The sequence below is a fragment of the Synechococcus sp. CS-1326 genome, assembly GCF_025128115.1.
Classification (GTDB): Bacteria; Cyanobacteriota; Cyanobacteriia; order PCC-6307; family Cyanobiaceae; genus Regnicoccus.
In genome coordinates, this window is sequence record NZ_JAHLYV010000032.1 from 20,084 (window position 1) to 33,407 (window position 13,324).

Consider the following 13,324-nt stretch of genomic DNA (forward strand, 5'->3'; position numbering starts at 1 on the left):
GCGGACCGCTTTTTAGGATCGGCGGGCGACCGCCCAGCCCGATCACCCGGTCTTCCTCCATGTTCGACGAGCTTTCCCAGCGTTTTGAAGACGCCGTCAAGAGCCTGAAGGGCCAGGACAGGATCACCGAAGGCAACGTCGATGGGGCGCTCAAGCAGGTGCGACGCGCCCTGCTCGAAGCGGATGTGAGCCTGGAGGTGATCAAGCTGTTCATCGCCGACGTGCGCCAGAAGGCGATCGGCGCCGAGGTGGTGCGGGGGGTGAGCCCGGATCAGCAGTTCATCCAGCTGGTGCACCAGGCGCTGGTGGAGGTGATGGGCGGTGCCAACGCCCCGCTGGCGGTGGCCGAAACGGCCCCCACCGTGATCCTGATGGCGGGCCTGCAGGGGGCGGGCAAGACCACCGCCACCGCCAAACTCGGGCTGCACCTCAAGGAGCAGGGGCGCCGGGCCCTGCTGGTGGCCGCCGACGTGTACCGTCCGGCCGCCATCGATCAGCTGACCACGCTTGGTGCCCAGATCGGCGTGGAGGTGTTCAGCCTGGGCACCGAGGCGAAGCCGGAGGCGATCGCCGCCGCCGGGGTGGCCAAGGCCCGCGCCGAGGGGTTCGACACCGTGCTGGTGGACACCGCCGGCCGACTGCAGATCGACACCGGGATGATGGAGGAGATGGTGCGGATCCGCGCCGCTGCCGCTCCCGACGAGGTGCTGCTGGTGGTGGATTCGATGATCGGCCAGGAGGCCGCCGAGCTCACCCGCGCCTTCCACGAGCAGGTGGGCATCACCGGAGCGGTGCTCACCAAGCTCGATGGTGACTCCCGCGGTGGAGCGGCCCTCTCGATCCGCCAGGTGAGCGGCGCGCCGATCAAGTTCATCGGCACCGGCGAAAAGGTGGAGGCGCTGCAGCCCTTCCACCCCGAGCGGATGGCCAGCCGCATCCTGGGCATGGGCGACGTGCTCACCCTGGTGGAGAAGGCGAGCAAGGAGGTGGAACTTGCCGATGTGGAGAAGATGCAGCAGAAGCTGCAGGAGGCCTCCTTCGACTTCTCGGATTTCGTCCAGCAGATGCGCATGATCAAGCGCATGGGATCCCTGGGCGGGCTGATCAAGCTGATCCCGGGAATGAACAAGATCGACGACGGCATGCTCAAGCAGGGGGAAGCCCAGCTGAAGCGGATCGAGGCGATGATCGGCTCGATGACCGAAGCGGAACGTCAGCAACCCCAGCTGCTGGCCGCCCAGCCCTCCCGCCGGCGGCGGATCGCCGCCGGCAGCGGCCACACCCCCGCCGATGTCGACAAGGTGCTGGCTGATTTCCAGAAGATGCGCGGCTTCATGCAGCAGATGACCCGGGGCGGCGGGATGCCCGGGATGCCTGGAATGCCCGGGATGCCGGGAATGCAGGGCATGCCTGGAATGCCCGGTGCCGCTCCGGGGATGGCGGGAGCGACAGCCAGGGGCGGCCCCGCCCGCAAGCCATCGCGGCCGGCCAAGAAACGCAAGGGTTTCGGCCAGCTCTGAGGGTTGGCGGCGGCCAGCCGGGCACCCCAGGCGGTAGGGTGAGATTCGGCGTGTGATGTCACCGCCTGCCCAAGGTTCTCCCAGTCAGCAACGCAACGATGATCAAGCTCCGCCTGAAGCGGTTCGGCAAAAAGCGGGAAGCAAGCTTCCGTCTGGTCGTCACCAACAGCACGTCCCGCCGCGACGGCAGGCCGCTTGAGGAGCTCGGCTTCTACAACCCACGCACCAAGGAAACCCGCCTGGACACCGAGGCGATCCGGGTGCGCCTGAGCCAGGGCGCCCAGCCCACCGACACGGTCCGCTCCCTGCTGGAGAAAGGTGGCCTGATCGAGAAAACCATCCGCCCGGGTGAAACCGTGGGTAAAGCGAAGCAAGCCGCAGCCCGCGAAGCCCTGATCCAGCAGGCAGCCAAGGAAGCGGCCGCGGCCAAGGCCGAAGCAGCGGCTGCCAAGGCTGCTGAAGAAGAAGCTGCAGCCGCAGAAGCAGCCGCGGCTGCCGAAGCTGCCGAGCCGGAACCCGAACCGATCAGCGCCGAAGCTTGAGCAGCCGGCCCATGGCCGGACTTGAACGGGGCTCCTTCTTTTCGATTGATCTTCCCGATCCAACCGCTGCCCTCTCCCTCTCTGGTGGAGCGGAAGCCAACCTCAGAAGGATGGAGGCCCTCACGGGAGCCTCGATCGTTCTGCGCGGGCTGCAACTGGTCATCCAGGGCCAGCCAGCCCAACTGGAGCGGGCCGCAGCCCTCGTGGAGCTGGTGCGGCCGCTCTGGATGGAAGGTCAGAAGGTGGGCGAGGCCGATCTTCAGTCGGCCCTGATCGCCCTCGATGGCGGCCGCAGCGCCGCCCATCGGAGCCTCACCGAAAAAGTGCTGGTGCGCAGCTCCAGCGGCAAGCTGCTGCGCCCGCGCACCGAAGGGCAGCGCGCCTATGTGGAGGCGATCGAGACCCACGACCTGACCCTGGCCCTGGGCCCGGCCGGCACCGGCAAAACCCTGCTGGCCGCGGTTCTGGCGGTGCGGATGTTGCAGGAGCGGCGGGTCGAGCGGCTGATCCTCACCAGGCCTGCCGTGGAAGCGGGGGAGCGGCTCGGCTTCCTGCCGGGTGATCTGCAGCAGAAAGTGGACCCTTTCCTGCGTCCCCTTTACGACGCCCTGCATGGCCTGCTGGGTGCTGAGCGCACCGGCGGCCTGCTCGAGCGTGGCGTGATCGAGGTGGCACCGCTGGCCTACATGCGCGGCCGCACTCTGGCCGACGCATTCGTGATCGTCGATGAGGCCCAGAACGCCACGGCGGCCCAGATGCGCATGGTGCTCACCCGGCTGGGGGAAAACTCCCGCATGGTGGTCAGCGGTGACCCAAGCCAGGTGGACCTTCCACGCCACCAGATCAGTGGCCTGGCCGAAGCCGCCCGGGTGCTGGACGGTGTGGAGGGGGTGGCGATCTGCACCCTCACCGACGCCGACGTGGTGCGCCACCCCGTTGTGCAGCGGGTGGTGCAGGCCTACGCGCGCCACGACCAGGCCCAGCGGCAGGACAGGCTCAGATAGGGAGATCCACACTCCACAGCCTCGGCGTCGCTGTCAGGATGGAGAAGTTTGACCCCAGAGCCATGCCGGCCAGCAGCAATTTCCAGGAAGCGATCCGCGAGGCCCAGCAGGGTGCCCTCGTCGGCCCGAACGTGGTCAACAAGGCGTTGCCCTATGTGGGCGGCGGCATGGTGCTCACGGCAGCCGGCGTGGTCGGCGGTCTGTCGATGATCGGCAGCCCGATCTTCATGCCCCTGTTCTGGGTGTCGCTGATCGGTAACTTCATTCTCTTCTTCATCGCCCAGAACGCGGCGATGAAAGGGAACAACGGCACCGCCCTGCCGATCCTGGCTGTCTACAGCCTGCTCACCGGCTTCACCCTGAGCGGCATCGTGGCGCTGGCGATCGGCACCGCCGGGATCGGCGCGATCGGCACGGCTGCCCTGGCCACCGGCATCACCTTCGTGATCGCCTCGGTGGTGGGTCGCAACATGAGCGACAGCATCGGTCAGGCGCTCAGCGGTGTGGTGGGCCTCGGCATCGTTGGCCTGCTGATCGCCATGGTGGTGCAGATCGTGGGGGGGATCTTCATCCCGGGCTTCGGTGGCAACGGCTTCGAGCTGCTGATCGCCGGCTTCGGCACGGTTCTGTTCGTTGGTGCCGCCTTCGTCGACTTCTACACGATGCCGCGCACCTACAACGACGATCAATATCTGGCCGGCGCCCTGGGGATGTACCTCACCTACATCAACCTGTTCATCTTCATCCTGCGCCTGATCATTGCCCTCAACGGCGGCAGCCGCAGGGACTGAGCCAGGCCAGGGCTTGCCAACCGAGCCGCAGCCAGGGAGTTTTCCCTGGCTTTTTCATGTTGGAATGCCCCTTCCCCTGAACCGCCCAGGCGCACCTGGCCCCCTCCAGCCCATGAGCAAAATTGCCCTGATCACCGGCATCACCGGCCAGGACGGCAGCTACCTCACCGAATTGCTGCTGGAGAAGGGCTATGAGGTGCACGGCATCAAGCGGCGAGCCAGCAGCTTCAACACCAGCCGGATCGACCACCTCTACCAGGATCCCCACGAGAGCGATCCCCGCCTGGTGCTCCACTACGGCGATCTCACCGATTCCACCAACCTGATCCGGATCGTGCAGCAGGTGCAGCCGGATGAGATCTACAACCTCGGCGCCCAGAGCCATGTGGCGGTGAGTTTCGAGAGCCCTGAGTACACCGCCAACGGCGATGCCCTCGGCACCCTGCGCATCCTCGAGGCGGTGCGCATCCTCGGCCTCACCCGCAAAACCCGCATCTACCAGGCCAGCACCAGCGAGCTCTACGGGCTGGTGCAGGAGATTCCCCAGAAGGAGACAACCCCCTTCTACCCCCGCAGTCCCTATGGGGTGGCCAAGCTCTACGCCTACTGGATCACGGTCAACTACCGCGAGGCCTATGGGATGTATGCCTGCAACGGCATCCTCTTCAACCACGAGAGCCCCCGCCGCGGCGAAACCTTCGTGACCCGCAAGATCAGCCGTGGCCTGGCCCGCATCGATGCCGGCCTCGACCAGTCCCTGTTCATGGGCAACCTCGATTCCCTGCGCGACTGGGGCCATGCCCGCGACTACGTCGAGATGCAGTGGCGCATGCTGCAGCAGGAGGCACCGGAGGATTTCGTGATCGCCACCGGCCGGCAGGAGAGCGTGCGGCGCTTCATCGAGCTCTGTGCCCTCGAACTGGGCTGGGGGGGGATCGACTGGAGCGGCGAAGGGCTGACCGAAATCGGCCAGCGTGCCGACACGGGCGCCACGGTGGTGCGGATCGATCCGCGCTATTTCCGGCCGGCGGAGGTGGAAACCCTGCTGGGGGATCCCACCAAGGCCCGCGAGAAGCTGGGCTGGACCCCCACCACCACCCTGGAGGAGCTGGTGGCGGAGATGGTGGCCGCCGATGTGCAGGAGGCCGCCAAGGAGGCCACCCTGCGCCGCGAGGGCTTCACGGTGGTGGGATCGATGGAGAATCCACCAGCACTGGTCAGGCCGTGAGGGGGCCTTTCGGCCGTTACGCAGCTGGCGCTGCTCAGACGGCCTGCAGGACCCCCTCACGGCCTTGGGCGGGGGGGGAGGCGGTAGGGAAGTGGGGGGATGGGGAAGGGGAGGCTTTGGGAAGCGGGGGGTATGGAGGGCTGGCAGCAGGAGACTGGACGGTGGGAAAGACGGCGAAAAAGGAGAGAAGGGGTGGGGAATGGGGCTGATTGACAGGTCGGATCGGATCTTTGTGGCGGGGCACCGGGGCATGGCGGGCAGTGCCATCTGCCGGGCTTTGGTAGGGAGGGGTTACACGAACCTGCTCACCGCGGGACGCGACGTGCTGGATCTGCTCGATCCGGTGGCGGTGGCTGGCTGGTTTGCAACCAACCGTCCGGACGTGGTGGTGCTGGCGGCGGCCAAGGTGGGCGGCATCCTCGCCAATGCCTCCTACCCCGCCGACTTCCTGCTCGAGAACCTCAAGATCCAGAACCATGTGATCGAGAACGCCTGGCGCCAGGGGGCCAGGCGGTTGCTGTTTCTGGGCAGCAGCTGCATCTATCCCAAGTTCGCCCCCCAGCCGATCCGGGAGGAGTCCCTGCTCACCGGGACCCTGGAGCGCTCCAACGAGTGGTATGCAATCGCCAAGATTTCAGGCATCCAGCTCTGTCGCGCCCTGCGCCAGCAACACGGCTTCGATGCGATCAGCCTGATGCCCACCAATCTCTATGGGCCTGGCGACAACTATCACCCCACCAACAGCCATGTGCTGCCGGCCCTGATCCGTCGCTTCCATGAAGCCAGGGAAGCCGGCGCCGTCAGCGTGAGCTGCTGGGGCAGCGGCTCTCCGCTGCGGGAGTTCCTGCATGCGGATGATCTGGCCGACGCAGCGGTGTTCTGCCTGGAGAGCTGGCAGCCCGCCATCACCCCGGAGCACCCCGATCCGCTGCAGTTCCTGAACGTGGGCACGGGTGTCGATCTGCCGATCCGGGAGCTGGCCGCCCTGGTGGCGGACGCTGTGGGCTATCGGGGCGAGATCCTCTGGGACACCAGCAAACCGGATGGCACCCCTAAGAAGCAGCTGGATGTGAGCCGCCTGGCGGCCCTGGGCTGGACGGCCCGGATTCCCCTGAGTGAGGGGTTGCAGCGCACCGCCGCGACCTACGGCCAGGACAGGCAGGCGGCCGGCCTGCAGCGCCAATGAGGGTTCTGGTCACCGGCGGAGCCGGCTATATCGGCAGCCACGCGGTGCGGGCCCTGCAGCGGGCCGGCCATCAACCGGTGGTGCTCGACAACCTGGTGTACGGCCATCGGGCGGTGGTGGAGGAGGTGCTGCGGGTGCCGCTGGTGGTGGGCCAGGTGGGCGACCGGGCCCTGCTCGATCAGGTGCTCAGCGGTTCACACCCAGCCCTGGCCGCCGGGGGAGCTCCGATCGAGGCGGTGCTGCATTTCGCCGCCTATGCCTACGTGGGTGAATCGGTGCTTGCCCCCGCCCGCTACTACCGCAACAACCTGGGGGACACGCTCACCCTGCTCGAAGCGTTGATCGAGCCGAGCCAGGGAGACGGGCAAGGCCGACGGGCCAGCCCGATTCCGATCGTGTTCTCCTCCACCTCCGCCACCTACGGCATCCCTGGGCAGGTGCCGATCACCGAAGACACGCCCCAGCAGCCGATCAATCCCTATGGCCGCAGCAAGTGGATGGTGGAGCAACTGCTCGATGATTTCGCCCGCGCCTATGGCCTGCCCAGCGTGATCTTCCGCTACTTCAATGCCGCTGGCGCCGATCCGGCCGGCGATCTCGGCGAAGACCACAACCCCGAAACCCACCTGATCCCCCTGGTGCTCGATGCGATCGCCTGCCACCGCCCCGACCTGAGCCTGCTTGGGGATGACTACCCGACGCCGGACGGCAGCTGCATCCGGGATTACATCCATGTGACCGATCTCGCCGATGCCCATGTGCTCGGGTTGGAGCACCTGCGCCGCCAGGGGCGGAGCAGCGCACCGCTGATCTACAACCTCGGCAACGGCAGCGGCGCTTCGGTGCGGCAGGTGATCGAAGCCGCCCGGGCCGTGACCGGCCTCGATCTCACGGTGAAGGTGCAACCGCGGCGGGAAGGTGACCCGCCGGAACTGGTCGCCAGCGCCCGCAAGGCCCGGGAGGAACTCGGCTGGCAACCGCAGTTCCCGGAGCTCACCACGATCCTGGAGCACGCCTGGGCCTGGCATCAGCGCCGTCACGGCCTGGCCAGCGGCTCCAATCCGGGAAACAGGCTTCACCGGCAGGGAGATGATCCAGTCACCTGATGTCTTGATGTTCACGATTACTGACATCGCCACAGGAGCGAATCGCATCAGTTGAGTCAGAGTGAGATCAGGTCATGTGGCAGTTTGAGCACAGCTCACGCCCGTGCATCCTTTCGCTCCATAGGTGTGAGATCCGACCAGTCACCGACCAGAGGGGGAGGCTGACCGGCAAAGGCGTAATGGCTTCAAGAGCCGAGCTGTTCAGGGTCCGAGCCTCTGTTGCCTGAGCGACTCCAGCAGTGCCTGGGAGAGACGGCGAGAGCCACGGGCCGAGAAGTGGCAACCGTCATGGCGATTGAGCCCACCGGTGATGGCATCGCTGTCGGCCCAGAGAAAGGTGCGTGGCTGCTGGTGCACAACCTCACGCTGAACCGCTCGAAGAGGTTCGAAAGGCCCCTGGTTGAAGCAGCGTGTCACCAGCGCCACGCCGAACCAGGCCCCCGGTGCGAGAGCGTGACTGCGTGCAATGAGGCGTTCAAGTGATTTGCCGTAGATGCGCGGATCGAGGGTGCGGGCATCACTCTCACCCTGGTGCCACAACACCAGCGCTGGGCTGAGACCACGCACTGCCAGCCCTTCCAACACCTGCCTGTGGCGCTTGGCAAGCTCTCCATCTGCCCAGGAGAGCACCGAGCTACTGCCCTGGGCAAAGGACACCACCAGCACGGGTTGATCACTGCGGCCGGCCAACTGCACAAAGGCGGGAGTGAGGCTGTGCCCCCCCTTCCCATCGGTACCTGGCAACGGCTCCCTGTAGGGATGACAAGTGCCATGGCGCCAATCGAAGACAAGCAAGCGCCCTGAATATGGAGCCAGCGCCCTGCTGAGGGAGCGTTCAAAACGGGGTAGAACGCTGTTGGCAAGGTTGCTCTGGCCGAACACCGCCACGGTGAGCGCTTTGGTCGGACAGATCACCTCATCGTCAGTAGAACTGGGAGAACTGGGAGAACTGGGAGAACTGGGAGAACTGGATGGTGAGCTGTGGCCCCTGAGGACGCTGCTCTTCAGCTCCTCGAACCAGGCTGCGGCCGGACCAATCAGCTGACCATCAAGGCGCCAGTGCTGGGTGGCAAGGCTGATCCACAGCACTGGTAGACCAACACTGCCAAGGCAAGCTGTCAGCACCAGCGCTCTCTGGTGGGGTTTCAACTGTGTTTTCCCCATCCGGCTCTGCCGGCCTTAGCACTGGCCATGATTCATTCTTTCGTGGATCTGGATCTGGCGCGAGCCATCAACGGCTCGATTCAACCAAGGCCGGGTGCTGTGATTCATTCGCTTTGAACTCCATCCAAACCCCTCCGGCTCGTATGACCTTGCCCAGGCTGTTGAGGCAGCTCTCTTCCCCCCTAAAGCGAGCTGTCCGCACCTTGGGTGGTTCGGTGCTTGCTCCGTTGATCGGAGCGCAGCCGGCACCGGCTCTGATCAGATCCACCGCGCGCCAGCAATGGCGGCTGATCGCCTTGAACTTCGGTACCAGCCTGGTGGAGGCGTTCACTGAAGGAGCCACCCTGGCGGTGATCTTTCTGGCGGTGGATCTGCTGAGCAGACCGGTTTCAGCGGCCGGAGGCTCGGCAATGAATTGGGCCAGCAACCCTCTGATTGGGCGCTTCCCGGGGCTGGTGGAGATGCTTACAGGGGTGCCCCGCACCCCTGTCTTTCTGATCCTGATGAGCTTGGCCGTGCTGTTGCAGGCCACCCAGAGCCTCACCCGTTTCCTGAACGGCGTGAGTGTCGTGTACTTCGGGGCTCGCTGCAATGCCCTGATCACAGCCCGTATCCACAGCCAGATCCTCAAGCTCAGCTACCCCTGCTCCAGCAGCTACCGGGTGGGAGATCTCACCAACTACGCCGCAGAAGGTCCCCAGGCAGTAACCAAGCAGATCGAACAGACCAGCCAACTGCTGTTGCAGGTCTTGCTAACGGCCGTCTATCTGACGGTTCTGATTTCCCTCTCACCCTGGTTGTTGCTGCTGGCTGTTGGCCTGGCATTGACGATCACCTTCCTGCAGCAGCAACTGCTGCCGAGGATCGGCCGGCAAGCGCAGCGGGTCACCCAGAGCCAGGTGGCGATCAGCACCCGGATCACCGAAGACTTTCAGGGTCTGCGCCTGCTGCACAGCAGTGGCCAGCTGGATGCGGCGGATCAGGCCCTGCGCAGCCAGATGGGGAATCTGGAGCAGGGACTGCGGAGGCAGGGCCTGTTGATGAACATCGTCGCCCCGTTGTCGTCGTTCCTGCCGATCCTGGCGATGGCTGTGATCGCCGCGCTCAGCCTTGTGGTGTTCGGAGCCCGCAGCACCGGGGTGCTGCCGAGCCTGGTCACCTTTGTACTGGCCCTGCAACGGTTGAATGTGCGCCTGGCTGGGATCGCCGGCTCATTCAATGCCATCGCCGAGAACACCGGCCGGTTCGAGCGGTTGAATGAGATCCTCTCTCCCGCCGGTAAACAGTACCGGCGGGAGAGAGGGATCCGCTTCGAAGCGCTGCGGACCTCGATCGATCTGGAGGGAGTTGGGCTGCGCTACGCAGCCGACCTGCCGCCAGCCCTTGAGCAGATCAACCTCAGCCTGGCCAGGGGCAGCACCACGGCGCTGGTGGGGGCAAGCGGGGCCGGCAAGAGCTCGATCGCTGATCTGATGGTGGGGCTCTATGCCCCCACGGCGGGGCGCATCCGGATCGATGGCACCGACCTAGCCGATCTGGAGCTGAGCAGCTGGCAGCAACGGCTCGGCGTGGTGAGCCAGGACACCTTTCTGTTCAACGCGTCGCTGGCGGAGAACATCGCCTACGGCTGCCCGTGGGCCGGCCCGATCGAGATCGAAGCTGCCGCCGAGGCTGCCCAGGCCATGGGTTTCATCGAATTGCTGCCGGATGGAATGGCCACCCTGGTGGGAGAGCGGGGCTACAGGCTCAGCGGTGGCCAGCGACAACGGATTTCGCTGGCACGCGCCATTCTCCGCAAACCGGAACTGCTGATTCTCGATGAGGCCACCAGCGCCCTCGACAGCCAGAGCGAGCAGCTGGTACAAGAGGCGATCGAGCGCTTCGAGCGGGAGCACACGGTGCTGGTGATCGCCCACCGGCTCAGCACGATCGTGAATGCCGATCTGATCGGCGTGCTGGATCACGGCCGGATCGTGGAGCGGGGCCGGCACCGCGAGCTGCTGGAGCGAGCCGGACCCTACGCGAAATTGTGGGAGCAACAGGCCGGCCCGGGCGTGGCTCAGCAGAGCGCGCTGTTGAACCAGCCCTGAGCAGGGCCCTGTTCAGCCGCCCCGCCGCTCGCCGAGGGCGAAGGGCTCGAAGAAGGCGGTGATGCCGAACTCCTGGGCGAATTCGAGCACGCGGCACCAGGCGCGGTCGTCGCGGAGGATGCCGCGCAGGATCACCGGCGCGTTGCCGCCCTGCAGGCCCATCTCGAACAGGGGGTGGCCGATCGAGGCCTGCACGCCGTCGTCCCGGTAGGTGGGGGCGATGTCGGTGCTGCCGATCAGGATGCGCCGCTGGGCAGGATTCCATTCATAGGGGATGTCGTAGAGGGCGAGCAGATCGGCCGCCAGAGCCCAGGAGCTGCCGTTGGCGTCGATCTCAACCGCCAGGCTGCGACCGCGGGCCGGCATCGAGGCCGAGCGGCGAAAGGCCAGGGCAGCCTCGCCGGCCTGGGGGCCGGAAGCCTCGCCCAGCAGCTCCCGGACCCGGCGGCGCAACTGCTCACCGCCATCAACAGGGCCACCTTTGCGCAACTGGAGGAAGTCCCAGCGCTCGCCGGTGCCACCCCAGGCCACCGGGCCATAGTTGTTATGCAACAGGCGGCCGTCGCGGTTGGAGGCGGCTTCGGCGTGGGTCATCACCCGCTCGATGCTGATCTCGGCGGCCTGCCAATCCCAGCTGAGGGCCACGGCCGCCACCTCCCGGCACATCGCCTCGATCTGGGCCTCGGTGGGCGGCATCGACCAGGGATCAGGACGGCCGCCCATGCAGGCGCAGGAGATCGCCACGGCATTGCTGTTGCGCCGCCAGGTGTGGGCGTTGAGATCGATCGTGTAGGAATGCAGCCGGTGCAGATGGCCATCCCCGGCCACGATCGTGTGATACAGCCCGGAGCGCACCCAGTTGTAGGGGGTGGCACTCCAGTGCAGGTAGATCGTGGGGGCCATCGCAACGGGTGGCGAAGCGGGTGAGCGAAGGGCGAACGAGCCAGGGCAACCGGTCGCGGATGGACAGTAGCCGTTCTGGGAGCTGGCGGCACAGGTTCTGCCGGGCCACCGAATCACGCCAGCGGAGACTGCTTAACATGTGCTGAACATGCACAGGGTGCACCATGGCTGAGCGGCTCACGGAGCGGGTGGCGGTGTTGATGACACCAGGGGAAAAAGCCACCTACACCCAGCGAGCCAGCGACATGGGTCTGTCGCTGGGTCAGTTCTTTCGTGAGGCGGGGGCTGCTTACGCCAGCTTGAACACCGATTCCCAGGCTGAACCGGAAGCCCTTGAGGCAGCCCTGAAGCAGCTGGGAATCAGCACCAGCCGCGCTGAGCGGGCCCTGGATGAAGCCATTGCCGAGGTGCGCTGTGCCTTGCAGTCCCAGCCATGAGCGTGACCGATCGGATCCTGTCCGCACTCACCACCGTGATCCGCATGAACGACAGGGTGGAGCAGATCGCCGGCCTGATGAAGGAGCAGCAGCGCCGCATCGATGATCTGAACGGTCGGGTGATCCGGTTGGAAACGATGCTTGAGCTGGCGCTCAACCGGCCCCCAGCAGGCCGATCACGCTTGATGGAGGATGATTAGTTCGCCCCTGGTCGCTACCACGGGATCACGCCGGCCCTGGCGATGAGCACCAGCAGATCATCCAGCTCGCCCAGCCCGAGGTCCGGGGCCTCCAGGCAAAGGTCGATGTCGGATCCGGAGCGATACCGACCCAGCGCCCGTTATCCGTAGAGAATAACCCGCCGCACCGACGGATGGCGGCGAATGGACTCCAGCAGCTGAGCCGTGGTTTCAACCGGAAGGCGAGGGATAGGCTATAGGTATTGCTGGTGAGATTGTAGCTGCGGATCATCCCCATCCAGATGGCTTCGGTGACTGGTCTGAGCTGATCCCACTCACATCCTGGTCCACCAGGAAATCCTCCAACAGCTGCCAGCTCAGTTCATGGGTAAATTCAAAAGCCTGGATCAACCTCTGTTACTCGAGCTCGCTCAGAGAGCGTGAGCGGGCCGTGGCGACGGCCCTCTGCAGGGTGGCAAGAGCGCGGCCGTAGTTTTCCAGGCGTAGCAACCAGCGCACATCTGCTTTCGCCATGGCAGCAGGTGTTGAAACGGTGGTGTGGGCCTGGACCATAATGCTGAACAGAAGCGGTGATGCTTTGGAGTGATCAGCAAGGCAGGCGGGACATCGTTCACAGCTCAGCCGACTATGCCCGGCATGATCTGCATTCAGCCCTGATAACGTCTTGGCGAGATGAGTCTTAGCTTGGCAAGAAAATGAAAATCACAAATCTACTCCCATATCCACTGAAAACCCTAATGAGAAAAATAGCCAGATTCGCAGATTCAGTCCTAGAAAGAGTTAAACGCAAAAATAGATTTGACAAACATAGAAATGAATATTCCAAACTCCACTCATCACAGGAAACCATGGAGCTCTATCCATGCCTGGATGACTGGTCATCGAAAACAGAAATTGAGCCAACGTACTTTTACCAAGATAGCTGGGCTTTTGATCTCATCGTAAAAGCCATGCCTAAAATGCATGTTGACATTGGATCTCATCATAAATATGTAGCCCTCCTTTCGAAAGTAGTATGCGTTCAGGGGTCGTACCAAGCCTGATCTGAACGGCGAGCCTTGACAGGTCGCCGCCATCCGGTTGGATCTCAAGCAGAGATCGCTTGAGATGAACTCCGCTCCCACTGGCATCGCCGACAGCGACTGGGACGCGA

12 protein-coding genes are annotated in these 13,324 nt (G+C 64.8%); 10 read left to right on the plus strand and 2 right to left on the minus strand.

The window, feature by feature from the left end; translation table 11 throughout:
- The first annotated feature begins 59 nt into the window (after positions 1–59).
- The 7 genes from ffh (at position 60) to galE (ending at position 7,377) form a co-directional block, all read left to right on the plus strand.
- Positions 60–1,520, plus strand: coding sequence for a signal recognition particle protein (gene ffh / locus KQ307_RS12875; protein ID WP_259728197.1), 1,461 nt, complete (start codon positions 60–62; stop codon positions 1,518–1,520).
- A gap of 98 nt (positions 1,521–1,618) precedes the next feature.
- Complete coding sequence (gene rpsP, locus KQ307_RS12880; RefSeq protein ID WP_259700940.1) at positions 1,619–2,062, plus strand: 30S ribosomal protein S16; 444 nt, start codon at positions 1,619–1,621, stop codon at positions 2,060–2,062.
- A gap of 11 nt (positions 2,063–2,073) precedes the next feature.
- Positions 2,074–3,066 (plus strand): PhoH family protein, encoded by a 993-nt coding sequence (locus KQ307_RS12885; protein ID WP_259728198.1) that lies wholly within the window; start codon positions 2,074–2,076, stop codon positions 3,064–3,066.
- 62 nt (positions 3,067–3,128) lie between these two features.
- The gene (locus tag KQ307_RS12890; protein WP_259728199.1) at positions 3,129–3,857 is read left to right on the plus strand and encodes a Bax inhibitor-1 family protein; all 729 of its coding nucleotides are present in this window, start codon (positions 3,129–3,131) and stop codon (positions 3,855–3,857) included.
- A gap of 112 nt (positions 3,858–3,969) precedes the next feature.
- Positions 3,970–5,085: a GDP-mannose 4,6-dehydratase gene (gene gmd, locus KQ307_RS12895; RefSeq protein WP_259728200.1), complete on the plus strand. Its 1,116-nt coding sequence runs from the start codon at positions 3,970–3,972 to the stop codon at positions 5,083–5,085.
- Positions 5,086–5,284: 199 nt separating this feature from the next.
- Positions 5,285–6,271 (plus strand): GDP-L-fucose synthase, encoded by a 987-nt coding sequence (locus KQ307_RS12900; RefSeq protein WP_259728201.1) that lies wholly within the window; start codon positions 5,285–5,287, stop codon positions 6,269–6,271.
- On the plus strand, positions 6,268–7,377 hold the full coding sequence (gene galE / locus KQ307_RS12905; protein WP_259728202.1) for a UDP-glucose 4-epimerase GalE: 1,110 nt from the start codon (positions 6,268–6,270) through the stop codon (positions 7,375–7,377). Before KQ307_RS12900 ends, galE begins: the two co-directional genes overlap by 4 nt.
- Before the next feature lie 201 nt (positions 7,378–7,578).
- Here galE and KQ307_RS12910 read toward each other — a convergent pair whose 3' ends face one another.
- Positions 7,579–8,292 carry a sialate O-acetylesterase gene (locus KQ307_RS12910; protein WP_259728203.1) on the minus strand — a complete coding sequence of 238 codons (714 nt, stop codon included), beginning with the start codon at positions 8,290–8,292 and terminating at the stop codon, positions 7,579–7,581.
- 464 nt (positions 8,293–8,756) lie between these two features.
- Between KQ307_RS12910 and KQ307_RS12915 the strand changes: the two genes are divergently transcribed.
- Positions 8,757–10,631: an ABC transporter ATP-binding protein gene (locus KQ307_RS12915; RefSeq protein WP_259728204.1), complete on the plus strand. Its 1,875-nt coding sequence runs from the start codon at positions 8,757–8,759 to the stop codon at positions 10,629–10,631.
- A gap of 12 nt (positions 10,632–10,643) precedes the next feature.
- On the opposite strand, the gene KQ307_RS12920 is transcribed toward KQ307_RS12915, so the two are convergent.
- Positions 10,644–11,534 carry an N-acetylmuramoyl-L-alanine amidase gene (locus KQ307_RS12920; protein ID WP_259728205.1) on the minus strand — a complete coding sequence of 297 codons (891 nt, stop codon included), beginning with the start codon at positions 11,532–11,534 and terminating at the stop codon, positions 10,644–10,646.
- A 164-nt stretch (positions 11,535–11,698) separates the two neighbouring features.
- On the opposite strand from KQ307_RS12920, the gene KQ307_RS12925 reads away from it, so the two are divergent.
- Positions 11,699–11,971 carry a hypothetical protein gene (locus tag KQ307_RS12925; RefSeq protein ID WP_259728206.1) on the plus strand — a complete coding sequence of 91 codons (273 nt, stop codon included), beginning with the start codon at positions 11,699–11,701 and terminating at the stop codon, positions 11,969–11,971.
- Positions 11,968–12,171, plus strand: a complete 204-nt coding sequence (locus tag KQ307_RS12930; protein WP_259728207.1) for a hypothetical protein — start codon at positions 11,968–11,970, stop codon at positions 12,169–12,171. The genes KQ307_RS12925 and KQ307_RS12930 overlap by 4 nt, the downstream gene beginning before the upstream one ends.
- The last annotated feature ends 1,153 nt before the right edge of the window (positions 12,172–13,324 follow it).

What these genes read in the sequence shown, in the direction of transcription:
- ffh (WP_259728197.1), top strand. Translation starts at nt 60, where the DNA reads ATGTTCGACGAGCTTTCCCAGCGTTTTGAAGACGCCGTCAAGAGCCTG.
- rpsP (WP_259700940.1), top strand. Translation starts at nt 1,619, where the DNA reads ATGATCAAGCTCCGCCTGAAGCGGTTCGGCAAAAAGCGGGAAGCAAGC.
- KQ307_RS12885 (WP_259728198.1), top strand. Translation starts at nt 2,074, where the DNA reads ATGGCCGGACTTGAACGGGGCTCCTTCTTTTCGATTGATCTTCCCGAT.
- KQ307_RS12890 (WP_259728199.1), top strand. Translation starts at nt 3,129, where the DNA reads ATGCCGGCCAGCAGCAATTTCCAGGAAGCGATCCGCGAGGCCCAGCAG.
- gmd (WP_259728200.1), top strand. Translation starts at nt 3,970, where the DNA reads ATGAGCAAAATTGCCCTGATCACCGGCATCACCGGCCAGGACGGCAGC.
- KQ307_RS12900 (WP_259728201.1), top strand. Translation starts at nt 5,285, where the DNA reads ATGGGGCTGATTGACAGGTCGGATCGGATCTTTGTGGCGGGGCACCGG.
- galE (WP_259728202.1), top strand. Translation starts at nt 6,268, where the DNA reads ATGAGGGTTCTGGTCACCGGCGGAGCCGGCTATATCGGCAGCCACGCG.
- KQ307_RS12920 (WP_259728205.1), bottom strand. Translation starts at nt 11,534, where the DNA reads ATGGCCCCCACGATCTACCTGCACTGGAGTGCCACCCCCTACAACTGG.
- KQ307_RS12925 (WP_259728206.1), top strand. Translation starts at nt 11,699, where the DNA reads ATGGCTGAGCGGCTCACGGAGCGGGTGGCGGTGTTGATGACACCAGGG.
- KQ307_RS12930 (WP_259728207.1), top strand. Translation starts at nt 11,968, where the DNA reads ATGAGCGTGACCGATCGGATCCTGTCCGCACTCACCACCGTGATCCGC.